General features: G+C 57.3%; 19 protein-coding genes. 14 read left to right on the top strand and 5 right to left on the bottom strand.

Annotation, left to right across the window (positions count from 1 at the left end):
* From ACQRD3_RS11610 to ACQRD3_RS11600, 3 genes are all read left to right on the top strand, one after another.
* The coding region (locus ACQRD3_RS11610; protein ID WP_427781490.1) for a VirD4-like conjugal transfer protein, CD1115 family at positions 1 to 1,099 on the top strand (1,099 nt) is incomplete at its 5' end.
* A complete protein-coding gene (locus ACQRD3_RS11605) occupies positions 1,053 to 1,394 on the top strand; it encodes a TrbC/VirB2 family protein (RefSeq protein ID WP_427781489.1) in 342 nt (113 codons plus the stop codon). The genes ACQRD3_RS11610 and ACQRD3_RS11605, both read left to right, overlap by 47 nt.
* A 67-nt stretch (positions 1,395 to 1,461) precedes the next feature.
* Positions 1,462 to 2,301 (top strand): hypothetical protein, encoded by an 840-nt coding sequence (locus tag ACQRD3_RS11600; protein ID WP_427781488.1) that lies wholly within the window; start codon positions 1,462 to 1,464, stop codon positions 2,299 to 2,301.
* Here the strand turns inward: ACQRD3_RS11600 and ACQRD3_RS11595 are convergent.
* Positions 2,296 to 2,622 (bottom strand): hypothetical protein, encoded by a 327-nt coding sequence (locus ACQRD3_RS11595; RefSeq protein ID WP_427781487.1) that lies wholly within the window; start codon positions 2,620 to 2,622, stop codon positions 2,296 to 2,298. The genes ACQRD3_RS11600 and ACQRD3_RS11595 overlap by 6 nt on opposite strands.
* Here ACQRD3_RS11595 and ACQRD3_RS11590 point away from each other — a divergent pair.
* From ACQRD3_RS11590 to ACQRD3_RS11575, 4 genes are all read left to right on the top strand, one after another.
* Positions 2,603 to 2,941, top strand: a complete 339-nt coding sequence (locus ACQRD3_RS11590) for a PrgI family protein (protein ID WP_427781486.1) — start codon at positions 2,603 to 2,605, stop codon at positions 2,939 to 2,941. The genes ACQRD3_RS11595 and ACQRD3_RS11590 overlap by 20 nt on opposite strands.
* On the top strand, positions 2,938 to 5,292 hold the full coding sequence (locus ACQRD3_RS11585; RefSeq protein WP_427781485.1) for a VirB4-like conjugal transfer ATPase, CD1110 family: 2,355 nt from the start codon (positions 2,938 to 2,940) through the stop codon (positions 5,290 to 5,292). Before ACQRD3_RS11590 ends, ACQRD3_RS11585 begins: the two co-directional genes overlap by 4 nt.
* Positions 5,293 to 5,392: 100 nt before the next feature.
* A complete protein-coding gene (locus ACQRD3_RS11580) occupies positions 5,393 to 7,234 on the top strand; it encodes a C40 family peptidase (protein ID WP_427781484.1) in 1,842 nt (613 codons plus the stop codon).
* 55 nt (positions 7,235 to 7,289) lie between these two features.
* A complete protein-coding gene (locus tag ACQRD3_RS11575; protein WP_427781483.1) occupies positions 7,290 to 8,351 on the top strand; it encodes an anthrax toxin lethal factor-related metalloendopeptidase in 1,062 nt (353 codons plus the stop codon).
* 9 nt (positions 8,352 to 8,360) lie between these two features.
* On the opposite strand, the gene ACQRD3_RS11570 is transcribed toward ACQRD3_RS11575, so the two are convergent.
* From ACQRD3_RS11570 to ACQRD3_RS11555, 4 genes are all read right to left on the bottom strand, one after another.
* Positions 8,361 to 8,612, bottom strand: a complete 252-nt coding sequence (locus ACQRD3_RS11570) for a hypothetical protein (protein ID WP_427781482.1) — start codon at positions 8,610 to 8,612, stop codon at positions 8,361 to 8,363.
* 171 nt (positions 8,613 to 8,783) lie between these two features.
* Complete coding sequence (locus tag ACQRD3_RS11565) at positions 8,784 to 9,098, bottom strand: helix-turn-helix domain-containing protein (RefSeq protein ID WP_143433272.1); 315 nt, start codon at positions 9,096 to 9,098, stop codon at positions 8,784 to 8,786.
* A gap of 186 nt (positions 9,099 to 9,284) precedes the next feature.
* Positions 9,285 to 10,943 carry a helix-turn-helix transcriptional regulator gene (locus ACQRD3_RS11560; RefSeq protein WP_427781481.1) on the bottom strand — a complete coding sequence of 553 codons (1,659 nt, stop codon included), beginning with the start codon at positions 10,941 to 10,943 and terminating at the stop codon, positions 9,285 to 9,287.
* A 40-nt stretch (positions 10,944 to 10,983) separates the two neighbouring features.
* Positions 10,984 to 12,312, bottom strand: a complete 1,329-nt coding sequence (locus tag ACQRD3_RS11555; RefSeq protein WP_427781480.1) for an ABC transporter substrate-binding protein — start codon at positions 12,310 to 12,312, stop codon at positions 10,984 to 10,986.
* Between the two features lie 348 nt (positions 12,313 to 12,660).
* On the opposite strand from ACQRD3_RS11555, the gene ACQRD3_RS11550 reads away from it, so the two are divergent.
* The 7 genes from ACQRD3_RS11550 to ACQRD3_RS11520 form a co-directional block, all read left to right on the top strand.
* Positions 12,661 to 13,053 carry a hypothetical protein gene (locus ACQRD3_RS11550; protein ID WP_427781479.1) on the top strand — a complete coding sequence of 131 codons (393 nt, stop codon included), beginning with the start codon at positions 12,661 to 12,663 and terminating at the stop codon, positions 13,051 to 13,053.
* Positions 13,050 to 13,358: a double zinc ribbon domain-containing protein gene (locus tag ACQRD3_RS11545; RefSeq protein WP_427781478.1), complete on the top strand. Its 309-nt coding sequence runs from the start codon at positions 13,050 to 13,052 to the stop codon at positions 13,356 to 13,358. Before ACQRD3_RS11550 ends, ACQRD3_RS11545 begins: the two co-directional genes overlap by 4 nt.
* Positions 13,355 to 13,816 (top strand): hypothetical protein, encoded by a 462-nt coding sequence (locus ACQRD3_RS11540; RefSeq protein WP_427781477.1) that lies wholly within the window; start codon positions 13,355 to 13,357, stop codon positions 13,814 to 13,816. Before ACQRD3_RS11545 ends, ACQRD3_RS11540 begins: the two co-directional genes overlap by 4 nt.
* Positions 13,817 to 13,837: 21 nt before the next feature.
* Positions 13,838 to 16,999 carry a hypothetical protein gene (locus ACQRD3_RS11535; protein WP_427781476.1) on the top strand — a complete coding sequence of 1,054 codons (3,162 nt, stop codon included), beginning with the start codon at positions 13,838 to 13,840 and terminating at the stop codon, positions 16,997 to 16,999.
* A 44-nt stretch (positions 17,000 to 17,043) separates the two neighbouring features.
* Positions 17,044 to 21,804 carry a hypothetical protein gene (locus ACQRD3_RS11530; protein ID WP_427781475.1) on the top strand — a complete coding sequence of 1,587 codons (4,761 nt, stop codon included), beginning with the start codon at positions 17,044 to 17,046 and terminating at the stop codon, positions 21,802 to 21,804.
* Positions 21,805 to 21,848: 44 nt separating this feature from the next.
* Positions 21,849 to 25,682 (top strand): dockerin type I domain-containing protein, encoded by a 3,834-nt coding sequence (locus ACQRD3_RS11525; RefSeq protein WP_427781474.1) that lies wholly within the window; start codon positions 21,849 to 21,851, stop codon positions 25,680 to 25,682.
* A 19-nt stretch (positions 25,683 to 25,701) separates the two neighbouring features.
* The coding region (locus ACQRD3_RS11520) for a hypothetical protein (RefSeq protein ID WP_427781473.1) at positions 25,702 to 26,823 on the top strand (1,122 nt) is incomplete at its 3' end.

The following is a 26,823-nucleotide window of genomic DNA, read 5'->3' as shown; positions in this document are numbered from 1 at the left end:
GGCAGAGATCGCGCTGGACTCAGCCCTCATGCTCTACCTTGTCAGCGAAGCGCCCCCGGAGGAACAGAATTTTGAAATGCTGATCTACATGATGAACTTTGCCGAGGTGCGGGAGGAGGACGATCAATACCGCAGCCCGCTGGATATGCTCTTTCGGGCATTGGAGGAGGAACGGCCCAATCATGTGGCGGTGAAGCAATATAAGGCTTTCAAACAGGCGGCGGGCAAGACGGCAAAATCCATTTTGGTAAGTGCCGCCGTGCGGCTGGCGACCTTCAATATCCCGCAGTATGCCAGAATGACAATGGTGGATGAAATGGACTTTGGCAGCTTGGGCGAGAAGAAAAAAGCCATCTTCTGTGTGATTCCTGTTGATGACAGCAGCATGAACTACCTTGTGGGAATGCTTTATACCCAATGCTTTCAGGCGCTTTACCGCAGGGCGGACGAGAAACACAACGGGCATCTGCCTGTGCCGGTGCGTGTCATTCAGGACGAATGGGCGAATGTGGCCCAGCCGGAGAGCTATCCGAAGATTCTGGCTACCTGCCGCAGCTACAATATCGGACTGAACATCATCGTGCAGAACATTCAGCAGATCAAGGCGCTGTATGAAAAGGAATGGGAGAGCATCATCGGCAACTGCGACACGCTGCTGTTCCTCGGCGGCGGCAACGAGCCGACCTCGTTGGAGTTTATCGTAAAGCTGCTGGGCAAGGAGACCATCGCCACACGCACACGGGGACAGACAAAGGGGCACAGCGGCTCCAGTTCTACCAACTTCCAGCAGACGGGCCGCGACCTGATGACCATTGACGAGGTACGAAAGTTGGACACCCATAAAGCGATCTTGTTTATACGAGGGGAAGATCCTGTACTGGACAAAAAGTACAACATTAAGCGCCATCCCAACATTAAGCTGACGACAGACGGTAAGGCAAAGCCTTATATCCACAAGCCGCAGGGCGCGCCGGATTATGCGCTGCCCGATCTGCCCTATGCGTTCCGGTCTTTGGACGATTACGAATTTATTGACATGGAGGATACAGAACATGAATCTGAACAAGAAGAACCTTTGGAAACCGATGGAGCCGAATAAGGTGAAGCGGCACTATTGGACGGCGGCTGGGGCTGCTGCCCTCTGCCTTTGCTGCGTTACGCCCGCGATGGCGGCAGGCGGCGATCCGCTGGATATTGTCAATAACCTTTCTGATTTTATTTTCAGCATTATCAAGGCGCTGGGCGTTATCATTCTCGGCTGGGGTATCGTGCAGGTGGGTATGTCGATCCAGTCCCACGATGCCAGCCAGAGAACGCAGGGCTTCCTCTGCCTGTTTGGTGGCTTAATGATCGCCTTTGCAAAGGAAATTCTGACCGCCATCGGCGCGATCTGATAAAAAGAGCCGGGAGATACTGTCTTGCGGCGGATCTCCCGGCTCCCTTGCGGGAGGTGATTTTCATTTGGATAACAACTGGATCGTAGAAAACCTGACCAACGCCTTTGGCGTTTGGAATAGTAAAATGACGGAAATGTGGTCACTGCTGACGGAATCGCCCCAAACCTTCAAGGGCGGCACCATCTGGCAGACCATTGTGACCATCAACGGCGGGATGCAGGCCATCGGCTACGGGCTGCTGGTGCTGTTCTTTGCCATCGGTATCTTTCGCAGTGCCTCCGGCTTTCGGGACTTTCAAAGGCCGGAGCATTTGCTGCGGCACTTTATCTACTTTGTGCTGGCAAAGCTGGGTATCACCTACGGTATGGACCTGCTGGTAAATATATTTGACGTGTGCAGCGGCATTGTGGCAACGGCGGCGGGCAGCATCGGCGGCTTGACCGGCGCATCCGTGGCGCTGCCGCAGGAGATTACGGACGCCATCGGAGATGTGGGCTTTTTGGCGAGTATCCCCCTTTGGCTGGTGACGCTGCTGGGAAGCCTTTTTATTACGGTGCTGGCCTTCATTATGATCCTCACCGTTTATGGGCGCTTTTTTAAGATTTATATGTATGCCGCACTGTCCCCGGTGGCACTGGCGTCCTTTGCCGGAGAGGGGACTTCCCATTTTGGCAAGGCATTTCTCAGAAGCTATGTGGGTGTGTGCATGGAGGGTGCGGTGATCGTTCTGGCCTGCATCATCTTTTCAGCCTTTTCCTCCAGCGGTACGCCGGTGGTGGATAGCAGCGCGTCTGTGGTGACGCAGGTGTGGAGCTATTTGGGCGAAGTCATATTCAACCTGCTGGTGCTGGTAGGATTGGTGAAGTCCGCCGACCACATCGCCAAGGAAATGCTGGGGTTATGAGTGATCTCTTGCTTTCCGGGCCTGCCGTTGGGCGGACTTCCGTTCCCGCTTTTCTTCCATTTCCTGCAGCCATTCGCTGACCGGTGCTTTCCACGGTTCGCTCTTGCTGGGAATGTTCTTAATCAGGCTGCGGGGATTTAGTCCCAGCCGCTTGGCACGGGCAATATCTTCATCAGTCAGACGACACTTCTTTTTTGCATCCTGCCATAGCTGTTCACTATATGCCATAGGAAAGAAGTTTCCTTTCATTTTTTCTTTATCGTACCACATCGTACATAACAAAACAACACGGAGGAATTCAATGGAAATCAAAATCAACAAGGAGATTCGCACTTACCGCGAAACGCTCTTTTTCGGCCTGTCCGTGCGGCAATTTGTCTGCTCCGTTTTGGCGGTGGGCGTTGCTGTGGCGCTGTATTTCACCCTGAGTCAAGTGTTGGACCGGGAAACGGTGAGCTGGGTGTGCGTCGTCGGCGCGGCTCCCGTGGCCACTGCCGGTTTTTTTCAGTACAACGGTCTTACGCTGGAACGGTTTTTATGGGCGTGGCTGAAATCCGAGGTCATCATGGCAGGCAAGCGTGTCTGGAAAGCGGAAAACTACTATGAAGAAGCGATGAAACGCGAGGTGAAGAAACATTGATCCTTTTCAAGCATCGGCGCAGCGCGGAGCGGGACGCCTTTTCCGTTCCACGCAGCGTTCAAAAATCTATTCCCATCAAACGTATTTATCAAGACGGCGTGTTTCAGGTAAGCGGCAAGTTTTCAAAAACTTGGCGCTTTTTTGATGTCAATTATGCCGTGGCCTCCCCGGAAAAGCAGCGGGAACTCTTTATGACCTACTGCTCCTTCCTGAACTCGCTACCCATCGGTGCCACAGCGAAGATCACGCTCTTTAACCGTCAGCTCAATCAAAAGGACTTCGGTCGGACGCTGCTCATGCCCATGCAGGGCGACCGCCGTGACCTCTACCGCAACGAGTATAACGCGCTTGTTTTGGGCAAGGCGGCGGAGAGCAACAATCTCATTCAGGAGAAGTACATCACCGTTTCGGCAGAAAAGAAAAGTGTGGAGGAGGCCCGTGCGTTCTTCTCCCGCGTTGGGACTGACCTCACCACGGGACTTTCCCGTATGTCCTCCAGCGTCCGTGAGATCACGGTCAATGACCGTCTGCGGCTTCTGCACGACTTCTATCGCCCCGGCGAGGAACAGCTATTCCGGTTCAATTTGGAGGACACCATACGCAAAGGGCATGACTTCCGGGACTGCATCGCCCCGGACTGTATTTCCTTTCAAAAAAATCACTATGAGTTGGGCAATCATGTGGGGCGCACCCTGTTTCTGCGGGAGTATGCCAGCTTTATCTCCGATGCGATGATTACGGAGCTGATGGACTATCCCCGGAATATGATGCTTTCCATTGATATTATTCCTGTGGCGATGGACGAAGCAGTGAGCGATATTCGCAAGCGCATTATGTCCGTGGAATCGGATATTACCCGCTGGCAGCAGCGGCAGAATCAGAACAACAATTTTACCGCCAATATCCCCTATGACTTGGAGCAGATGCGGAGCGAAACGAAGGAGTTTATGACTGACCTCATGAGCCGCGACCAGCGTATGATGCTGGCTTTGGTGACGCTGACGCACCTGGCAGATAACCTTGAACAGCTCGATCAGGACACCGAGGCTCTGCAAGCCATTGGGCGGGCGCGGGGCTGTCAGTTTAACATTCTGCGCTACCAGCAGGAGGACGCGCTGAATACGGTGCTGCCCCTCGGCTTAAAGCGTATTGACGCCACCCGTACTCTGACCACGGAATGTACCGCTGTCCTCATGCCGTTCAAATCGCAGGAAATTCAGGACGCAGGCGGCATTTACTATGGCGTGAACGCCGTGTCGCATAACCTCATTATCTGCAATCGCGGGAACTTACTCAATGGCAATGGCTTCATTACTGGCGTCTCCGGCTCCGGCAAGAGCATGGCGGCAAAGCAGGAAATGACCGCGCTGGCCCTTTCTACAGACCACGACATTATCATCGTGGACCCTGAGCGTGAATACGGCGAGCTGGTACGGGCATTGGGCGGTGAGGTCATCACCATCTCCGCCTCTGATCCAAACGGCTGTCACATCAATGCGCTGGATTTGTCCGAGGGGTATGGCGATGGCAAAGAGCCGCTGGTGATGAAGTCCGAGTTTATCATGTCGCTGTATGAGCAGCTCATGGGCGCGGACAAGATCGAGCCGCAGGAGAAGTCCATCATCGACCGTAGTGTGGGCAACATCTACCGGGAATATCTGAAAAACTATCAGGGCGAGCCGCCCACCCTGAAAAATCTTTACGATGATTTGATGAAGCAGGTCAACCCGGAGGCGCACCGCATTGCGTTGGCGCTGGAGCTGTTCACGGTGGGCAGTCTGAATGTATTTTCCCACCAGACCAATATCAACACAAAAAGCCGTATCCTCTGTTTTGACATTCAGGACTTGGGCGAAAATCTGAAATCGGTGGGCCTGCTGGTGATGCTGGACGCCATTTACAACCGTGTTATCCAGAACCGCAGAGAGGGGAAATACACCCATGTCTACATCGACGAGATCTACCTGTTTTTCGCCAACGGGAGCGGCAGCGGACACAGCATTACCAATTACAGCAGCGAATTCCTCTACAAGTGCTGGAAGCGTTTCCGTAAATACGGTGCGACGCTCACCGGCATTACACAGAATGTGGAGGAATGTCTGCTGTCCAATACGGCGCGTATGATGTTTGCAAACTCCGAGTTTCTGCTGATGCTCAATCAGGCCACCACCGACCGGGAGCAGCTTGCCCGCCTGCTGGGTGCGTCGGATACGCAGATGAGCTATGTGGACAATGCCCCGGCTGGCCACGGGCTCATCAAGGTGGGCGGAGCCATTGTGCCTTTCGCCAATGAGCTGCCCAAAAATACGGAACTGTACCGCTTAATGTCAACACGCCCCGGTGAGGACTGATGCCATGCGGGACTTGAAAATTAAACCCGGCATGGACACGCCAAAGGCAAAGTTGAAGAACCCCGCGCCTAAAGACGCCGATTCCATTTTGAAAAAGCACATGGATAAGCGTCAGCAGGAGAAAGAGCCGGAGAGCCGCGATCCTGTGCGCTACGCCACCGACCGCGTGGAGAAAAATATGCGCCATGGCGCATCTGGGGCAGCGGATGCCTCGCGGCGCATGATAAAGCACTACCGAGGAAAGCTGCGGCAGGGCAAAGAAAATGCGGCGAGGGAGTACAGAGTGGCAGATATGGGGATTGGTGCGGAAAGCGGCTCTGCCAATGCCCCGACGGAATATGACTTTTCCCCAGCACAAACCACTGCACGAAACGAAGTCGGAAAACAGACGTTTTCTCCGCAAAATCCCAATGCCGCCAAAAACGCAAGCGCCGCCCCGCAGGAGCGTGGGCGGCAAAAAGCTGTGCGGGACGCAAAAGCCGCCTATGGGCGGAACCTTGCCGAGAAAAGAACAGCAGAGCGGCACATTGTACCTCCACCGTCCGACCGTGGAGGCACAATGAGCACTCCGCAGAAAGGCAATTCGGGGGTATCGGCCAAGGGCAGTCCTGCCCCCAAGAGCGGACAGGCCATGACCAAGGCCACACGCACCATGCGTGTTCGACCAACTGACCACGCAGCGCCAAACAATGCAATCATCACGCACCGCGCAAGGGCGGCGGCGCAGAGAAAGGCACAGCGGAAGATGCTTCAGGAATCCGCGCAGAGCGGCGGAAGGGCTTCCAAAAAGTTGGGCAGCGTGGCAGTCCAGACGGTGAAAGAAATCGGGAAAGGAGTGGCGTCTGCGGTCAGCTCAATCCTGACCGCAGGCGGCGGTGCGGTGGTGCTGGTGCTGTTCCTGACGGTGATCCTTGTGGCGGCAATCGTGGCGTCCCCCTTTGGTATCCTCTTTTCCAACGAAAGCCGGGAGGCGGGCGTTGTGCCGATCTCCGCTGCGGTGGCGCAGGTCAATTATGAGTATAACGAGCGGTTGGAGGAATTGCAAACAGCGGACAGCTACGACTCCATCTCCGTGACCGGGCAGTCTGCCGATTGGATAGAGGTGTTGGTGGTGTTTGCCGTGAAGGTGGCTGGAGCCGATGCAGACGCCGCGGACGTGGCCACCATGGATGCCGACCGCATCGTTCGCCTGAAAGCGGTCTTTTGGGATATGACCGGGATCGCAACGGAGGTGGAAACGATCAACCACCCCGGCAGCGGTGACGACGATGGCTGGACGGAGCGAAACCTCTATATCACCATTACCGCAAAAACGGCAGAGGAGATGAAAACCGAGTATCATTTCAACCGTAACCAAATCGCGGCACTGGACGAGCTGCTGGAGCAGCGGGATCTCCTGCGCGAACTGATAGAAGATGTGTACTCCGTCAGCGGGGATACGGCGGCACTGATCCGCAGTCTGCCGGAGGGTCTGTCGCCGGAGCGCGAGGCGGTGGTACGCACCGCCTGTTCTCTTGTCGGCAAGGTGAATTATTTTTGGGGAGGAAAATCCCTCGTAATCGGCTGGGACGTCCGGTGGGGCGAGCTGCGGCAGGTCACGGCGGCAGGCAGCTCCACCACGGGGACCTACCGCCCCTACGGACTGGATTGCAGCGGCTTTGTGGATTGGGTTTTCTACAATCAGTCTGGCGGCAGCTATGTCATTGGCCACGGCGGTGGAGCCACCATGCAGCACAGCTATTGTACCAATATTTCGTGGGCGGACGCACAGCCCGGTGACTTGGTGTTCTACCCGGATAATTCCCATGTGGGCATCGTTGGCGGCAGGGACGCAAACGGAGAATTGCTGATCATTCACTGCGCCAGCGGCTATAACAATGTGGTTGTTACTGGTCTGGAGGGCTTCGCCTCTATCGCAAGGCCCAACTACTACACAAACTGACAGGAAGGACCGGCGCGATGCGCCGGTCCTATTTATTGTGAAATGGGGGAAAACGATGAGAAAGAAATTGACGGTATGCTGTACCGCATTTTTGCTGGCTCTGTCGCTGACGGTTCCTGCATTGGCGGCATCCGGTGCATTTCAGGACGTGCCGGAAACTGCGGACTGCTATGAGAGCGTGATGTATCTTGCGGAGCATGAGATCACGCAAGGCACGGGGAACGGATGCTTCTCCCCGGATGCGCCGGTTACAACCAGTCAATGGGCTGTCATGCTTTGCCGAGCCTATGGTGTGGAAACCAAAGGAAACTCGTGGAGCGAACTGAGCCAAAGCGCTGTGGAACAATCCTACCGGAAGGGCTGGCTGAACGAAACTGCACTCTCCACGCCCAATATCCAGCTATGCCGGGGAGCGCTGCTCAAAAGCGCCTTTGCCGCAGCCAAGATCCCCGTTTACGACAGCGCACTCTATGCGGGCGGCGTGTCGCTGCTCGATTATGAAAACTGCATCCGCATCGGGAAGGAGCTTCAGCTCTGCGGCGAGGCGAACACTGCAAATGAGATCGTTACCCGCAGGGACGCTGCCATGCTCCTTCACGCCATTCTGACCCGCGCCTTCACCGTGGAGGCTCCGCCCGCGCCGGTGGCTCTGGTAAACGCAGCAGGCGTCAACATCAATGACTACCTGCTGGCGCTGCGGCAGGTGCCGGAGCCGGTGCTTGCCGCCTTTAACGCCGCCGGCTGGACATACCGTATCGACTTCGACTACATCAGCGAACTCAGCAAGCAGCTAAACATGAGCTGCATTGGAGCCACCAACTACAGCCAGAAAACCATCTACCTCTCGGAAGCCAGCGCGACGCTCCATGAATTCGGACATTTCCTCGATTGGACGCTGGGAATCCCTGCGGAGCATGAGCAGCTATATCTGGCGGAGGCGCAGAACTCCGGGCTGCGGGATTATTCCAAAACCAACGCCAGGGAATACTTCGCGGACTGCTTTGACTACTGGATCACCCACGGCAGCAACTCAGAAATGATGGAGCACCTGAGAAAGAATGCACCACAGACCTGGGCCTATTTTGAGGCGCTGGAGAAAAACAACTGGAGCGGCTGACATCGCCTACTATTTCCAGAGCCGCGTTGAATTGCGTCGTTCCCTCTGTATCCGCGCCGCACAGCAGGCGATCAATTCCTCCGGTGTCGGGACCGCACCGGCGCACGGAATCTCGGAGACGATACCGGCGTTCCTTGGCTGTGCCATGAGGATGGCAAGGCTGATTTCCCTGCGGACTTCTTCCACGCTGATCCCCTCACGCGCGGCGATGACTTCCATGGCGCGTCGCGCTGCGGCAAGCTGCTTGGCATTTGTTTTCATACGGTTTCCCTCCTGATATTTCTCTTAGCGGTATTTATCACTTAACTTAACGACAATATAACATAGACATGAGGGGAAAACCGTCGAACACGGTCGAAAGCAGGAAGTTTTATCGTTCAATAAAACGATAGCGGACGAAAAAAGAGGAAGCCTGCAAAGGCTTCCTCTGTATCAGGTCTGATCGTGGTTCATGGCGCGCATGGTCTGTAAAACTGCGTCCTTCTGTTGGGGCGTCAGATTCACCCAGTTATCAAAAAGCTCCTTCAATTCCGGCGTCAGCTCCACCATTTCGCCCTCTGCGAAGAACTGAGAAAGCGAGATGCCGAAAGAGGTACAGATCGCTTCCAGCGTACTGATGGAGGGAATCGTATTGCGGTGATAGATATTCGCAATGGTAGAGTTGGAAAGGCCGCAATTTTTAGCCAGCCGGTATTCTGACCATCCGCGCTCGTCCAGTAGTTGATGCAGCCGCTGAAGCGTATTCATAGTTTCGCCACCTTTCTTTCCTGTATATATTTTACCGTTTCATTGAATGATATAATATTGTTTACTTGTATGCGATATATCATTTAATAAGACAGCAAAGGCAACGAAAACAGGTAAAAACCCCACGGACAGACGAATCCGCCCCTGTCAGGCTCAACGCTTGACAGGGGCGGCTCTTTTTCGTGTTCAGTTTTGTGCTTCTCGCTCCTGACGCAGAAGCGCGATGCAGATTTTGAGCTGATAGGCTTTATGGATACCCAGCTTTCTGTAAATGTTTTTGCGGTGTGTGGCGATGGTGCTCTCCGAGCAGTTCCGTTGTTCGGAAAGCTCGCGGGGACTGCTGCCATCGGCCAGGGCCTCCAAGATCTCCCGTTCCGTCGGCGTCAGCATATCATAGCCCACCAGGAACATCTCATAGGTCGCCGGATCGATCTCGGATTTCCGGAAGTAGGCCAGCCGTTGGGCGTCGGCCTGCGCCGCTTCAAACTGCCCTTGCAGCTCTTCATTCTTATCCAAAAGCTGCACGGCCTGCTCTTGTACGGACTGCTTTTCCTGCTCCAGCGCGGTGATGATCTTCTCATTCTCCCGATCCTGCGCCTGCAGCGTGGCGGAGATCGGTTCAAAATCAGCAAACGCCATCTGCTCGCCGCCGCGGTCCTCGTCCCGCAGCCGCTCCAGATCCCGATGCACCGGAGCGAGATACCGGCGCGCCAGATACAGACAGCAAACGATGGCGCAGAACAGCAGCAGCGCCGAAAGCAAAGCCGTCTGCATAATATTTTTGGCAACAGCGAGATTGTAATCCTCCTTCGGGATCAGCACCGCCAGCGTGTGGGGTGTCCCATCGCCCTTTGCCGCGGTAAGGCTTTTCACCATGCCGACAAAAGAAAAACCGTCGCCGTTCAGGGACACCAAACCGCTGCTCATGGGTTTAACGGTGAGAGCTTCGGGGGGAACATAGCAGAAGCCTTCCTCCGTATAGGTCATCAGGGCGGCTCCTGCGTCTAAGGTGTCGCCGCTCTCCGTGGTCAGCAGGCAGGCGAGGCGGCTGAGATTGGAGGGCTGGTCATAGCGCGCGGAAAAGAAGGACTGGTTGATGGCGAAGCCGCACATTCCATAGATCGTGCCGTCTGCCCCGATCATGGGGATCGTCAGCAAAACCGCCTTTTCCGAGGTCCCCGGCAGCGTAACAAGGTCAGTGGTGCGGCGGGAATCGGCAATCGGGGCGGCAGCCTGTACGGTATGCTCCGCGTAATTGGGGAACTGCCCAATATGGAATTCCTGGGCCCACTTCCGGTGCGGCATGACGTTGTGCGCTTTGCCCACGCTGGCAATGCCCCGGAACAGCAGCAGGTTATTGGTCACGCGCCCCGCGTTTGCCCTTTGCACATAGAGGCCGCTGCGGGCATCCGCTGTATCCCCGTCACTCATGGAGTTCTCCAAAACGACGAACGCGCCGGAGCAGTCCGCCTGTCGGACGTACTGGCTCAGCGGCTCCAGCATGGCATCCTCTACCGCTTTGGTCGCCTCCACATTCCCGTCCAAATCATCAAAGGAGATGCCCTGCTGTACCAACGTGTCCTCCAGCAGCGCAGTCATATCCTCGGAAAGAAGGATGCTCATAACGGAGACATTGTGCCACAGGGATTCCATATCGTTCTGAAAGACCTCCATCTGGAGATCCAGCGCCTTTTTGATCTCGGCCTTGGGACTGCTCAACCGGCCAAACAGGGTGAGTCCCGCATAAAGCGCCGCGATCAGCAGCACCGCCAGCACGATCATGTAGCCGATGAGCTTATGCCGCATGGAGCGCCGCGCGTTTTTCAGATAGGACGATACCTGCATGGCCTTCACCTGCCTTGATGGAAAGTTACGGAAAAGTGATTTACTGGATGGAGCGGAACAGCGCCCACGTCTCCTCCGCCAGCGCCTCCACATCCTCACCGGCAGCGGCCCGCTGGGGCAGCTCCTGCTGCATCTGCCGCAGGCCGTCGTACAAGGCATGGACCTTGGAGTAGTAATCGTTGAAGCGCACTTCAGCCAGCGGGGTATAGGTTTCCTGCATGGTCTTGAGGGCGGCGTAGAGATTGGCATAGCCCTGATCGGCAAATTCTACTTCGTCAATGGAATCAAAGGCCCCATTCCGCACCGGCATATAGCCGGTGGAGGTCACGAAGTCCAGATTGCGCTGCTTCTCCGTCAGCCAATGGGCGAACAGGCTGGCGGCCTCCGCCTTCTGCTGGGTGGTCTTATAGGCGCAAAGCCCCACGCCCGCCTGCGTCATCAGGGGCTCTGCCCCCGCTGTCATGGGCATGGGGACCACCTGCAGGTCCATCGGCTCGCTATGGCCGTCCTCATAGGTGACGGTATCATTATAATAGAGGATCGCCGCGGAGGAGCCAAGGCCGGACAGCACCTCGCCGGTCATGACCTGGGTATTGGAATAGAGGTCGGACACCACGATATGCCCCTGGGCCAGCGCGCGGGCAAACTGCATCCAGCTCTCCTTAAAAACGGCGTTGTCGAAGTCATACCAGCCGTCTTTCGTGTAAAAATCCTCTGCCCCATGCTCCAACGCGTTCAGCTCCACGGCGCGGATGGGGTAGTCCATGGCGCAGAAAGGCTCCGTGCCGTTCGTCCAGTCATAGAACTTCCCGGCAGCGTCATAGAATCCCTCCCAGGTGGAGAGATCGTCATAGCTTACGCCGGTGGCGGCGGAAAAGCGGGCAAAGCCCGTGCCGTTGAGCATGAGCAGCTGCGTGGATTTGGACAGGGGGAATACCAGCAGTTTGCCATCATCTGCTTTACCGTCGGCCAGGAAACCGGACACAAACTCACCCTGTTCCTTCTCCGTGAACCAGTCATTCCAGTCCAGCAGATTGTCTTCGCCCAGAGCGATGGCGTCCCCGATGTGGCAGGTGAAGAGGTCCGGCATCTCCTGCGCGGAATCCCTCTGTGTCTCTAACAAAAAGCCGCCGATCTTCGCGGCGCTGCTCAGCTCCGTCACCTTGACGCGGACGCCCTTCTCCTTCCCCTCGGTGCGGTTGAATTCCTCCACCAGCGTATCCATCGGGGAACCGGCCTGCTCGCCGTATACGTGCCACATCGTCAGCTCCACCGGCTCCTTGGCCGAGAGCAGGGACTTGTTCCCGCAGCCCGTCAGGGCAAATACCAGGATGAAAGCCATGAGAATGGCGTAACCTTGCTTTTTCATCGCTATGTCCTCCATATACAAACACTTGTCCGCGAAAATGCTGTTTTCCGGTGATTTTTGAAAATATTTTTTCGTCCGTCTACCCTAAATCGAGGTTTTAGGGTATGACAAGATTTTAAATCTATGGTACAAAACAGGCAGACGGGGAGGCGAGATCGCCGTTCGGCTCCCGTCAGAGGAACAGAGAATCGTTAAAGGGGTACCCCTTTCGGTTGGAGCGAAGCTCCAACCGAAAGACCGCTCGTCACCGTACATGGGGGGAAGCGGTCGCCGCTTTAGCGCTTCCATTGTAGCATATTCCGCGACAGCTTTACAAGACGAAATGAGGAAAAGAAGGGAGGAATGCGGATGGCGCAGGTAATGAAAACGGCGACCTACCGGGTCGTCACCGACTCAGGAGGCGACAGGATCTTTCGCTTCTACTGCGACATCTCCGGCGAGCTGTGCTGCGTGACAAAGCCCATCCGGGCGGACACGGAGGAGGCGGCGCTGGAGCTGGCGTGGGAACAGGAGGGCAAGTGGCAGTTCAACCGCTGCCCCCGATGCGGCAGGTTCGTCTCCTCCGCCATGTTCAATGTCAACGCGGAGTGCTGCCTGGACTGCGCGCCGTGGGAGGACGAGTACCCCTCGTTCTGCCATCACTGCGGAGCACGGCTCCGGGAATCGGGCATCTGCTTCTGCCCCATCTGCGGGGCGAAGCTGCAGGTGGGCGGCACAGGCGGAAAGGAGGAAGCCAAATGACAGACTATGACCTGAGGACCCGGCGGGCCCTGCACCGGGTGACGCTGCTGGAGTATGGCTTCGGGCCGGAGACGCTGCGGCGGCGCAAGATCTGCCTGGGCTGCGGCAGGGCCAACAGCGCCGACCGGACGGACTGCGCCGACTGCGGCGCGCGTCTGCCGGAGATGACCCTCTACGACTTCTACCGTTCCCGCCACCGCTGCTGCCCCGGCTGCGGCGTGGCCGTCACCGACGTGGCGCGGTACTGCCCCGAGTGCGGGGCGCGGCTGCCCAAGGGGGCGGCGAGACGGGAGGCGGCGGTATGAGCCTCTTCCGGAGGCGGGAGCCGCCCCTGCCGAAAGCGGCGGTGTGCTTCAACTCGCCAATCAGAACGCGCCGTGCGACGGACTGGCTGAGAAATCTGGGCGGCTGTCGGCCAATAGGCGTCCTCTCGGACGACTGCGACGACGTGGTGTGGCAGTGTGCTGCCGAACAGGCGGACCTTCTGCTGCTGGAAACCGACTTCACCGATGGCGTGGAGGACAAGGACGTTTCTGCCCGCTGCGACATCGCCATCGAGGTGCGGCGGAAGCTGCCGGACTGCCGGGTCTATCTCGTCTGTGCGGACGGCCACCCGGAAAAGCTGGCCGCATTGGATAAGGCGGTGGAGCTGGGACTCATCGACGGCTGCTGCATCGGAGACCTCGCCGCGCAGCAGATGCGTACATGGCTCGACGAAACAAAGGAAGCAATGAAGGCAGTGGCCCACCCGCTGCAACTCTGAATGCAGGAAGGAGGAACGAACATGGAAAATCGACTACCTACGCGCCTGTCCGCATGGCTGCTGACGCTGGTCATGCTGCTCTCCCTCGTGCCCGCCATGGGCGTGACGGCCAGCGCAGAGGATGATACATTTTACGAACAGGTCTCCATCAGGAACTATCGTGCGTTTTGGGACTATCTCCGCTCGCCCGATTCAAGAGAGCTCGTACTGGGCACAGACATCAATTATACGCTGAGCGGTGAGGACGAAGAAATTGAGGTGCGCCGCAGCCAAAGGCTGGACCTGAACGGCCATAAGATCAGGATCGACGCAACCAAGCGGGCGAGTTTTTACTCCCTGATTACAATTTACGACGGCGAACTCACGCTGTACGACAGTAAGGGCGGCGGCGAGATCGCGGTTGAATTTGCGATGGACAGCAAGGAGCACAGCATCATCAAGATATTTCCCAACAGCGGAGCGTATCCCAAATTCACAATGAACAGCGGCACGCTGACAAGGCTGAATCCGATAGAAACGCGCGCCCTAGGAAGCAACGGCTGTGTCAGTGACAGTATTAATAGCAGAGTCAAGGACGGTGAGCCGCGCCCGCAGATCACGATCAACGGCGGCACGATCAACTGCCCGTACAGCTGGGACAGGAGCAAGCCGCTCCCCATATATTCGTCTCAGTTTATGCCGACGGCGCTGCTGCTGCGCAATTCGAAGCTCACGGTCAACGGCGGTACCTTCAACGGCATGGTCTGGATAGAAGATCTGACGCCGAAAAAGGGCGAAACAGAGCCGCGCATTTTTCTCAACGGCGGTGTGTTCAACTCCTCGTTTGTGGTGGAAGACGTCCCGAAGGATGTGACGCGGATCATTATAGACGGGGCGCGCTTCAACGATGGCCTTTATGTTGGCAACAGCAACTCAGGAAGGACATACAATGTGGGGAGCAAGCCGGCGCTGCTGATCAAAAGCGGTGTATTCGACTCGCCCGATCAGAAACCCAAGCTCGACATTTACGCTGCGATCGGAGAGAGTACGGAGAACGCCATGAAGTGCTTCCCGAACAGCGCGATAAAGATGAACGGGAAGATCTATACCTCCGAGAACCTTGGCTTGCTCGCGAAAAATGACAGCCATAATTACTTCAACTCGAACACTCCCATCGAGGTCATCGGCAGGGCGTGGGACCTGAAGGAGGTCCTGCTGGACGGCAGCCCCATTGCAGTGCCCAACATCCGCGACGGCGCCGCCTTCGGGAAAGCCAACAGCGTGCCGGTCTACACGGTGAGCACGCTCGGTACGCACGAGCTTGTCTACCGCTGGTATGACCTTGCGAAGGAGCTCCGTGACGCGGGCTGGTACTATGAGATCGAATGCGGGCGCGGGCCGGGATTGAATAATATCTACAACGGCAGCTATACCACCGCGAACGGCATTTGCGAGTGGCGCTACCAACTGCCGAAGAGTGTCACCAACATCGATGCGGGCCAGATGGCCTTCTCGATCAACCTGCGGCACGCCACAGACCCCACCAGTATTGTTTACGGAAACCAGTACATCCTGCGCTATCAGGTGGTGCAGGACAGCGCGCAGGTCATCACCGCGGGGCGGCTGAACATGAGCGGCGGCGACATCATCCCCTCGGATGCGGTCAGTGCGAACCAGGTCACCCTCGGCGCGAGGGAGAACCGCTTCACCGTGTCCGCACAGACCAATTGGTCGCTCAGCGGCGATACGCGCAGCAAGACGGTGACGCTCGAGGCTGCGAACGGCTACCGCTTCTTGAGTGCGTCCGACTTCTCCGTGGAGGGCGCGAACTGCGTCACGGCGAAGAGTTCGTCCGTTTCGGCCGACGGAAAGACCTGCAAGGTGCAGGTGGAAGCACGTGTGTGCCGCCTGCTCACGCACATTGCGGGCGAGCTGGAGAACTTCTACGATGACAGAACCTTCGCCGATGTAAGCATCACGTCATACGATCCGGGCAGGTGCCGCTTTGAGATCTATACTGCCGTTGAGAGAAGCTTTGGGGAGGTGTCCCCCGTTACTAGAATTGACGGAAGTTCCTGGTATTATTTTTTCTTGAACATTTACCCCGAGCCCGGCTATGCCGTGCGCCGCAATTCGAATGTGGCAGTCTTCATCTCCGGCGGCTATTGGTCTAACGGGAGCGCGATGGAGGATGAGGTGTACACGGCGATATACGACGACTGGGTCGTCGATGATGGTGGCTATACGGTTTACCCCAAGTGCTGGTGCATTGGCAGAAATGCGGCGAATACGGAATATGTCGGCATAGACTCGCGCTACGAGAGCGCCGCGCGCACGCTGTATCTCGACATCAAGATGCCCGTGGCGGGCGAAAGCCCCACGGATGCGAGCTATCAGCGCATCAGCGGCCTGCCTTCTGATGTTAAGAAAAAGATTGAATGGAAGATGCAGGGCGACACGGTCTTTCAGGCGGGGAAGAAGTACGAGCTCGAAATCTCCCTCGAGATCCCGAAGCAGCGCCCCAATACCGTGTGGCCGCAGGACTACAAGACCACGGACGTGTATATCAACGGCGTGAACGCATGGGAAAACGCCTCCACATGGGACACGTGGGGCGGCCCGGATGGCGGCACAGCCAATGCACCGGTGTATAACTGGGGCGCGTTCATACCGTACACTGTCCCCGGCGGGAATGACGGCGCTGTTTCCGGCAAGGTGCAGAGCTATGGCCCGAAGAGCGCCGCCACGGTGAAGCTCATGCAGAACGGCGCGGTGAAGTACACGGTCACGACCGCGACGAGCAGCGGCAGCGGGCAGACGACGAAGACCTTCCGCATCCTGAATGTCACCCCCGGCAGGTATGACCTTGTGGTTTCAAAGCCCGGCCACCTGAGCTACACGGTGAAGGGCGTGATTGTCTCAAACGGCGAACTCGACCTGACAAAGCACGGCAATGCCGCAATCCGTATGATCACGCTGCCCGCGGGTGACGTGAACGGCGACGGCATCATCAACGAGGACGATCTGAACATCATCTGGCTGCCGGCAAATTACCTCAAGAATGCCGACGATTCCGGGGTGAATGCCCTTGCCGATGTGAACAGCGACGGCATCATCAACGAAGACGATCTGAACATCATTTGGCTGCCGGCAAATTATCTCAAATCTTCTGCCATTCATTGTGAGGTGAACTACAAAAAGTAAAGGAGGAAGCTATCATGAGAAGGAGACGATTATTATCAGGCTTGATGATTGTTGTCATGCTGCTGAGCCTTTGCGTGACGACGGCAGCGGAGGACGATGCCCCAAGCCCGCCCGCCGCGGAGACGGTGGCGGAGACCCCCACCCCTGAACCGCTGGATCTGACTGAGAAACCCGAAAGTGGGCAGCCCGAAAGTGGACAGATTGAGAACGAGCAGCCCGAGAACGGGGGAACCACCGAGGGAACCACCGGAGGAACCACCGGGGGAACCACCGGGGGAACCGCCGAGGGAACCAACGGGGGAACCAACGGGGGAACCAACGAGGGAACCACCGGGGGAACCAACGAGGAGACCAACGGGGGAACCACCAAGAAAACCACCGGGGAGCAGCAGCTCCAGCAGGAGACCCTGCCGCCCACGACACCGGTGAGGAACGCGCCGCAGCGCGCGGCGGGCGATAAATACGGCTATGCCAGCTTTCAGTTCCGTGTAAGCGGCGAGAATGCGATCCAACTCCATAGCGGTGAGTACATCAATGTCTGCGTAGGCAACACGGTCCCCACCGTGTGGCAGGCGACCGCCGAGTACCCTGATATTTACGACTTCATCCGCGACGGCGACTACAAAGCCCTTCACTATCAGGGCTTTCTCTATCTCAAGGGCGAGCTGGACCTGCACGGCGCCAACATCAATATGGATATGATGAAGCTCGGCTTAGACGGCATTTCACCGAAGATCTATGTGAAGGACAACGCCAGCCTGTATAACAGCGACAGCCTGATCTACTCCTACGACACCGGCGTCGAGATCTTCCTCCCCACCGGCAAAAAGCTGGAGTTGAACGCTGCGTTCCCCGGCGTACAAAAGTACCCCGGCGCCATTCGGGTCGCCGGCGAAGCCACCATCACCGGCGGCGGCACGCTGGACATCACCTACACCCTCATCAACACCGAGTCCGGTACTACGCCCCGTACTCTGTTCGGCATTTACGGCGGCACCGGTGTCACCCTCCGCGGAAGCGAAAATCATGGCACCGGCCCCACCGTGAACATCAAGATGGACAGCGGCGCCTTTGGCCCCGAGGCCAACGATGTTGTCGGCATCCGTTCCGGCGGCGACCTCATCATCAAGGGCGACTCCAAGGTGAAGATCGAGATGCTCGGCCACAAGCTGGGACAGACAACCACCGAAGAAGATGTCAACCGGGCCATCACCGCCAAGCGGCTGGAGCTGCTGAACAACGCCTCGCTGGAGATCCTTTCCCACAAGAATGTCATCCACGACATTGTTCTGACCGCCGAATCGGGTGACGTCCTGAAGGTGGACACCACCGGCTTCCTGAACATCAGGAACAAGGGCAACATTCAGCGCTACGACGAAGGCACATGGCAGCACCTGCAAAACGACTACCCCAAGTCCAACATCCATCTCTTCAAAGGCAGTGCGCAGGGTGCCATAGCCAAGATCATCAGGGCCGAGCAGGGCGTGAAGATCGAGTCCTTCTCCGCCAGCATCAACGATTGGTATGAGAAGCTCAACGACCCCGAGCAGGGAAACTGGAACTGGGCCATCAGCGGCGGGACAGACCCCGCGCTGGCTACGAATATGTACCGCGGCAACCGCCGCATCGATCACCTCGTCCAGGTCGATAGCACGACCAGCATCTACACCTGGGGCAGCATGGAGTATATCTATGCGCCGCAGGGTGTCGCCACCGTGAAGAAGTCCCCCGGCCTGACTATGGACTCGCATGCGCCGGCGGACAATCCCCTCGGCAGCCAGCTCTACTACGCCAAGGTGATGGAGCCGAAGTTCAACGACATCCATGTTGTGCCCAAGGGCGGGAGCGTGGTATTGGTTGGGGGTGAGGATATCGCAAAGGGCGAGTTCCTCTATTGGTATGACGCCCTGCACCCCACCGGCACCGAAACCGGCACAAGCTGGACGGATTCCATCAAGACCTTCGACAACATCCAGCAGGATATGGTGCTGGTGCCGGTGCGTGACCCCATGAAGACGGGCCCCACCTTGAGCGATGTGGACTACAGCCTCCAATGGGACAAAGGCGTGACCAAGCAGACCCGCTACGCCTATCAGGATCTGACCTTTGCGACGGAGGACAACATCAGCGACGGCGCAGGCGGATACCGTGTCATGCTGGTGCCCGCACAGCTGCCCCGGTACGGCGAAAACACCTATGCCGTCAAGGACCTGAAGGGCAGCCCCGTCATGGGCCTGCGCAACAGCCGGCTGTATGCCGATAAGAACGCCTACGGCACAGATGGTGCGATGAACGGCAGGTTTTTGAATATCCCGACGGGGAGCTACCGCATCGCTTACTATGATGATCAAACCAGCAGATGCTTCTTCAGTAAGCCATTTACCTTTGATCCGCCCGTTGCACCGCCGTACATCAGCCCCGACACCAAGATTGAGGACACCGGCGGCACCAAAACCGTGAAAATCACGGCAGAGCGGAATGCAACCATCAAGTACCGCCTGTGGGACTACGACAAGAACCAGTGGGGAACGCTCAATAGCTACACCGGCCCCTTTGATGTGAACGTCACCACCGCGCAGGACGTGCGCATCAAGGCCTACGCAGGTCCCATCATAAAGGAGATCACCAGCGAGGTGCGCTATGCCGTGCGGCCCACCGATAAACCCACGGTGAAATACGGTGACACGAACGGCGAGACGGATGTTGGCGACGGCATCAGGCGGTATTTCTACGGCTCGATCGACCTGACGGTGGAGGCGCCCGAGGGCTATGAGGTCTGGTATCGGGTAGGCGAGCAGCCGTCCGAGTCCAACATGGGCACCAAGGTGGAAAACGGCAAGGTCACCATCACCGACAGCGGCAACGGCTCGATCTACTTTAAGCTGGCCAAGGCCTTTACCGTGGGCGGCGCGCAATACCTGAAAATGAGCCATAACTACGCCGCGGTTCATCTGTCGAAGCTGACCGAACTGCCCGCCCCGAAAGTGACGGTGACGCCGAAGTCCGGCGGTGCGCCGCTGAACCCAGACGGCAACACCTACACCATGACGGAGAACGTCGTAACGGTGGAGCTGACAACGCAAAACGAATTCCCCCTTAACGCCACCATAGCCTACGACACCAACGGCAACGCAAGCCCCACGCACTCGCAGAGCTACACCGGGCCCTTTGATGTGCGCGGTGCGGGTACTATCAGCGTGTTCACCCTCGTCCCCGATGCGGACGGCGGGTACGAATACACGCGCAAGGAGTGTATCTTCAAGCTGGCGGAGAACCTGCAAACGGTGCAGATTGCACCCAACCACAGCAGCTGCACCGTCTATTATATGAACGAAAACGGTACAGAGGTCATGATTCCAACCAATGCCTTCAGCCAAGCTCTCAAGGTCGGCACAAGGGTGCGGGTCGTACCGAAACCGCCCACCGGGAAGGTGTTCAAGGAGTGGAAGATCTCCAATTATGATGAATATAATATTTGGGGAGCCTACGGAGGAAACGAACTCTATAACCCGGAGCTGGTCTTCCATGTGCCGAAGCCTAATTACAGCAGCCCTACCCAAACCAAGACCTTGGGCATAAAGGCGACGTTTGCAGATGCTGCCGAGGCAAGCATTTCCGGGCAGACGCTGGTTGGTTTGGACATGAGCAATTCGGTGGGTGAAAGCATCTCGCTGTGGGACACCAGCAAAGAGATGCGTACCATCTCCTATCAGTGGTGGGTGGGCGACAGCGCAGGCGCGGAGGAAGACGCCCTGCCCGGTGCTGTGACCTTTGACCCCGACAAGACCTATACCGTCAAGGTGACCATCAAGGCTAACCCGGGTGCGAGCTTTACCTCAAGCGCCGGTGTGGCGATCGGCAGTTGGGGCGGGCATTTCACGGTGCCCAATAATAAGATCACCCGCACAAATGACACGCTGACCTTTACCGCCACCCCGATCCGGCAGATCGACCTGACCATGCCCGCACCCCTGACCGTCGGCGACCCCCTGCCCACAGCTGCGCAGGTCGGCGGGCTGCCGGCAGGCGTAACGGTGCAGGAGCTCTCTTGGCCGTACATCGACAGCGGCAGCAACACCGTTCCGGAGACGAATGATGGGACAGTGCGCGCTGCTCTCACGCTGAAAACAGACGGTACCCGCCCGATTTTGGTGAATGAGTATAAGTACCCCACCGTCAACGGTGCGGAGTATATGTATGAGCGTAACGGTAGCAGCGGTAATGACAATATTGTCACCAATGGCAGTACGGTAAAGGTGGGGAACATCGACCTGCCCGTGAAGTCCAAGGGCGTGAGCGTCAGCGGGACGGTGAAGAGCTACAACCCGAACAACCCTGTGACCGTTCGGCTCATTGAGCAGGACCACACCGAGGCTTCCTATGAGACCACCATCGAACCGACTACCGGCAGCGGTCAGAAGGAGCAGAGCTTCAACTTCGACGCCGTGGCTGCTGGAACCTACGACCTCGTGGTCACCAAGCCCGGCCACCTGACCTACACGGTGACAGGCGTTGTGGTGGGGGATGACCCCCTCGACCTGACGACCATGACCGGCAATCCGTACAGCACCATCACCCTGTTGTGCGGAGACATCAACGGCGACGGCATCATCAACGAGGACGATCTGAACACCATCTGGCTGCCGGCAAATTACCTCAAGAAGGCCGACGATTCCGGGGTGAATGCCCTTGCCGATGTGAACGGCGACGGCATCATCAACGAAGACGACCTGAACATTGTATGGCTGCCGGCACATTATCTCAAAGCTTCTGCCATTCATTGTGAGGTGAACTACAAGAAGTAAAGGAGGGAACGATCACGAGAAGGAAACGATTATTATCAGGCTTGATGGTCGTTGTCATGCTGCTGAGTCTTTGCGTGACGACGAGCATGGCGGTGGACAGTCCCGCTGCGGCGTACCCCGTTTATGTACACGGCGGCACCCTGCAGAAGGACGGCATGACCGTGCGCTCGGGCGCCAAATTCCCCACCGGAACGGTGCTGACCGTCACACTGGATGAAAGCCTGATTCCCGGCCACACCTTTGCCTACTGGCTGGGCAGCGACGGAACACAGGTGCCGCAAAAATCCTTCCGCATGGTGGTAGACAGAGTTACCGGGTTCTCCCCCGCGTTTTCCGACCTGACCGGCAATTTCGGCGATTGGAAGGTACTGGAGAAGGGTACACTCTGCACCGACGGCACGCTCTATGTCCGCGAGGACAGCGCGCAGGGGCTGAAGGAATACCGTTTTGAACGCGGTTACCACAACACCTACGCCTACACCTACGAGCGGCTGAACGACGAACAGCACACGGCGCGCTGCGCCGACTGCCCCTACACCGAAGTGAACAACCACTATTGGAACTCCGGCGAAGTCACCACCGAGGCGACCTGCGCCGCCGAGGGCGTGAAGACCTACACCTGCACCCAGTGCGGCGCGACCAAGACCGAGCCGGTCGAAAGGACGAGCGAGCACAGCTATGGTGACTGGGAGATCGTTACCGAAGCAAAGGACGGTAAGGCGGGTTATCGCCGCCAAACCTGCGCCTGCGGAGCGACGATTGGCAGTTACTACATCAAGGCAGAGTGGAAACCTTTTTACAAGGAACGCAACGTCAAGATGCGGAAGACGGACCTTCGCAGCGGCTACAACCAGTACGAGCGGCACTACAACTTTACCGACAAGCAGGGGCGCGAGGTATCCATCTTCATGTGGCGGCGCATTAACGTCAACGATGAGCCGTGCTATGTGGTGATGTTCGTTGACGACCATTCCGGTAAGCTCCAGCCTATGTACCTTCACCGCAACTACGCCAAGTACGGTGGGAATTACTACAATGCCCATGATTGGGCGGTGCTGGATTACGTCAGAAACACCGATGAGTATCTCGAAAAGATTTCCCACATGAGCCTGTTCGGCGAGAAGGGTCTCGGAAGTTACGCCTCGCTGACAGACGACGCCTTCACCCGTTGGGAAAGCTTCTACAATCAGAGTCCCCGCAGTACCGAAAACTGGTACGAGGACTACGGCTACACCCGCACAGAGACCACCTGCCTGGGTTATGACTGCTGGAAGTACTCAAAAAAGGCCGATGAAAATAACAGCTACAGCATCTATTACACCGTCACCAAGGACAGCAATGTCTGCCTGGAGTACTACGCCGGAAACGAACGCTACGGCAACTACATCGACTACTCCAAGGAGATGTACTACGAGGATGCCCTCCCCGAGGGTCTGACCGAGGGCAACGGAGAAGGCTCGCTGTACAAGTGGAGGCAGACGCACTGCTGGGTCAAGGAGATCGGCACCACGGCGGAGAACGAGTCTATCGACACAATCAACACCGAGTTCACCCCGGCTCCGCCGGAGCATCCGGCGGGCTATCGTCTGAGCGTTGACCACAAGAAAATCTACGCCAGCTGGAATCAGGCCTACGAGGCGCTGGGCAGCGGATTTTTCGACTACCGCCACAATTTCGACATTCGGCCTGTGTACTCCAACATTCAGGACTACGGCGGCTATAACGGAGACTACCATGCCGCGATTCTGCACGCACTGGATGGCGAGTCCCATCCGGAGTACCGCTTTGTCCGCTGGGAAAAGTACAACTGGCAGACCGGTGCATGGGAGTTTTTCTCCGACGCGCGGGACCAAAAGGTCAACTATGTGGAGGCAAAGAAGGACGCTGCCGGCAATGCCGTGAAGGACAGCAACGGCAAGTATATCTATACAGTTGATAATCGTTTCACCGAGGCAACCGGCATCCGCGCCATTTACGAGGACGTCACCTACCACATCAAGGTGAACGGCGGGTACTATCAAATCTCCACAGGTTGGGAAAAGTGGAGCGATGAAAAATACACCGAGGGCGACGTCAAATACGGTACAACGGTCAAGATCGACTATGACAGCAGCCAGATTCCCGAGGGGAAAGAGGTTGCCTGCATCATCGATGAGGCAACGGGCGAAAAGCCGGAAAGCTACGAGATCACTGTGAAGGCAGACGGAGCGTACACCGTTACCTACCAACCCGAAACGGCATACTTCAGTCCCGAGGTGGAAAACGGCGTGGTGAAGAAGGGCGACGAAGTGTTCACCGGTGGAAGTTTCCCCATCGGCTCCACCGTCACGCTGACCACCGAGGGCAACGCGGGCTATCCCTGCTTCAAGGGATGGTGCCGCATCAGCTACGGTGGCAGCAAGACCTACACAGTCCTCTCCACCGACACCACTTACACCGCCGAGATCACCAAGGACTACGACAGCCGGCAGATCACCGCCGTATGGCGCGCCACCGACGATCCCCTGCCCGAGCCGCAGGAGCCGAACTGGCACAATGTTACCATCGCCAACGGCTTTGTGCGGTCGGATAACGGAGGCATCGCAGTTTCCGCCCTGCGGGCGCAGGACAACAGCTACATTCTCGTGATCCGCGACCCCACCCTCAAGCGCGATGTGGAGCGCTGGGAGCTGACCGACGCGGACGGCGACGGCACGGTGCTCGATCAGCAGGACTATCAGGAGTACGGAAACTACTTTGCGATTTCCGGCGCAAGCGGCGGCGGCAACTATGACGGCAAGGGCGGCAAGGATCCGGTGCCCGGCGGCTCGCCCGCAAATATCCTCATCACCGGCGTGCTCAAGCAGTACTGCATCCACACCTGCACCACCTGCGGCGGCTGCACAGACAGCGCCGACACCTGCGGCGTGACGAAATGCACCTGCACAACAGAGGCAAAGCCGCTGCCGACAATCCCAACCACCAGCTATCTCAACAGCATACTGCCCACAGGGATCACGCTGGTTGCAGTTGAGGTGGACGACATCACAGCCAATCAGGAGAACCCCTATGTCAGCTACGCATTGCAGGCTGCGGAGGGGTACGAAGTGGATAAAATCTACGACATTTCTCTGCAGGATGCGAGCGGTCAGAAATATACCCTGAACGATAATGAAACCGCCACCATCACCCTGACGATCGGCACAGAAAATGCGCAGCTGATCGACGCGGGGACACTGGTGCTGATCCACATCACCGACACCGGCAGAGTGATTTACGGAAAGGAGGCAACAAGCGGGCAAAAGAAATTTGATAAGGTGGACACCGAAAATGGAACCGTTACGTTCACCACGGACAGCTGCTCGCCCTTTGTGCTGGCACGCAAGGCCGGCGTCAGCGTAAAAGGCAAGGTGGCAAGCTACAACGGCAGCCACGATTTCACCGTCACCCTCTACCAGGCGGGCAGCGAAACGGTGGTCGGAACGCCGCTGACGGTTTCCGGCAACGGAGCCAGCGGATCGACCGAGCAGGAATTCACGATCCCCAACGTGCCCAAGGGCACCTATGACCTTGTGGTCACCAAGAAGGCCCACTTGAAGTACACGGTGAAGAACGTGGTGGTGGAGACCACCGACATCGACCTGACGGCACTGACCGACAAGCCGTACAGCACGATTACCCTGCTGTGCGGAGACATCAACGGCGACGGGAGCATCAACGAGGACGATCTGAACACCATCTGGCTGCCGGCAAATTACCTCAAGAAGGCCGACGATTCCGGGGTGAATGCCCTTGCCGATGTGAACGGCGACGGCATCATCAACGAAGACGACCTGAACATTGTGTGGCTGCCGGAAAACTACCTGAAATCAACTTCGGACTGCGAAGTGATTTATTAAAAATCTAAGGAGGAAAACTATGAAAACAAAGCGACTTTTGTCAGGCCTGATCACAGTCGCCATGCTGCTGAGTCTTTGCGTGACGACGGCTTTCGCGGCAGGCACTGATTACAAGGCCGGCCTGACCGTGGCCAAGGTGGACGACGCCAAGCTGAGCGTCAGCCTGGATGTTGGTCCGACTGGTGCGGAGACCAAGATCCAGGGTGTACAATCCTGCGTTGTTGCATTTGACCTATCTGTGTTAAAACCGCTATTCAAGAATGGAGCAACAGAGGTTCCTCTGACAACAACTCCGGAAAATCGGGCCATGGCTTATGATGCATGGGAAAACCCAAATACATTTGTAACATGGAATACCAATGTCTATGCCTACAAGAGCAGCGACGACAAAACTGGTTTTATGCTCATTCAGCCCGGCAATGGCGAAACGGCAACGCTTACCGAAATGATCTCTCTTACCAAGGTCTATCTGGGCTTCCAGACGGGCAAGGGCTATGACGATGTGAAAGCCGACACGGTTCGCTTTGCAACTGCCGCGGAGCTTGCAGGCAAAGCAAGCGACAAGGCGCTCAAGTTCAACGATGGCAGCGGAAGCAACTACGCTTGGAGCAACGGCGGCACCGGCGATACGCTGACCTTTGCCCCCGGCAGCGAGCCGAAAGTCGTGGCGAGTGGCTTCACCTTCGCACCGTCCGAGCCGGCGACCAAGACGCTGACGGGCATCACGGTGAAGACCGCGCCCGACAAGATCACCTATACCGCAGGTGAAAACTTCGATCCGGCTGGCATGGTCATCGAGGCGACGTACAACGACAGCAGCAAGAAGGACGTCACCGGCTACACCTACACGCCGACCGGTGCGCTGACGACCTCTGATACCACCATCACCATCAGCTACACCGAGGGCAGCGAGACCAAGACCTGCACGCAGACCATCACGGTCAACGCCGTCACGCCTCCTGCGCCTGCGACGCTGACGGGCATCTCTGTGAAGACTGCACCCACCAAGGTGACCTACAACGAGGGCGAGAGCTTCGACAAGACCGGCATGGTCATCGAGGCGACGTACAGCGACAGCAGCAAGAAGGACGTCACCACCTACACCTACACGCCGACCGGTGCGCTGACGACCTCTGATACC

This window comes from Candidatus Pseudoscillospira sp. SGI.172 (assembly GCF_050313575.1).
Classification (GTDB): domain Bacteria; phylum Bacillota; class Clostridia; order Oscillospirales; family Oscillospiraceae; genus Vermiculatibacterium.
Note: the sequence above shows the minus strand (reverse complement) of the source record. Positions and strands in the feature narration are given on the sequence as shown.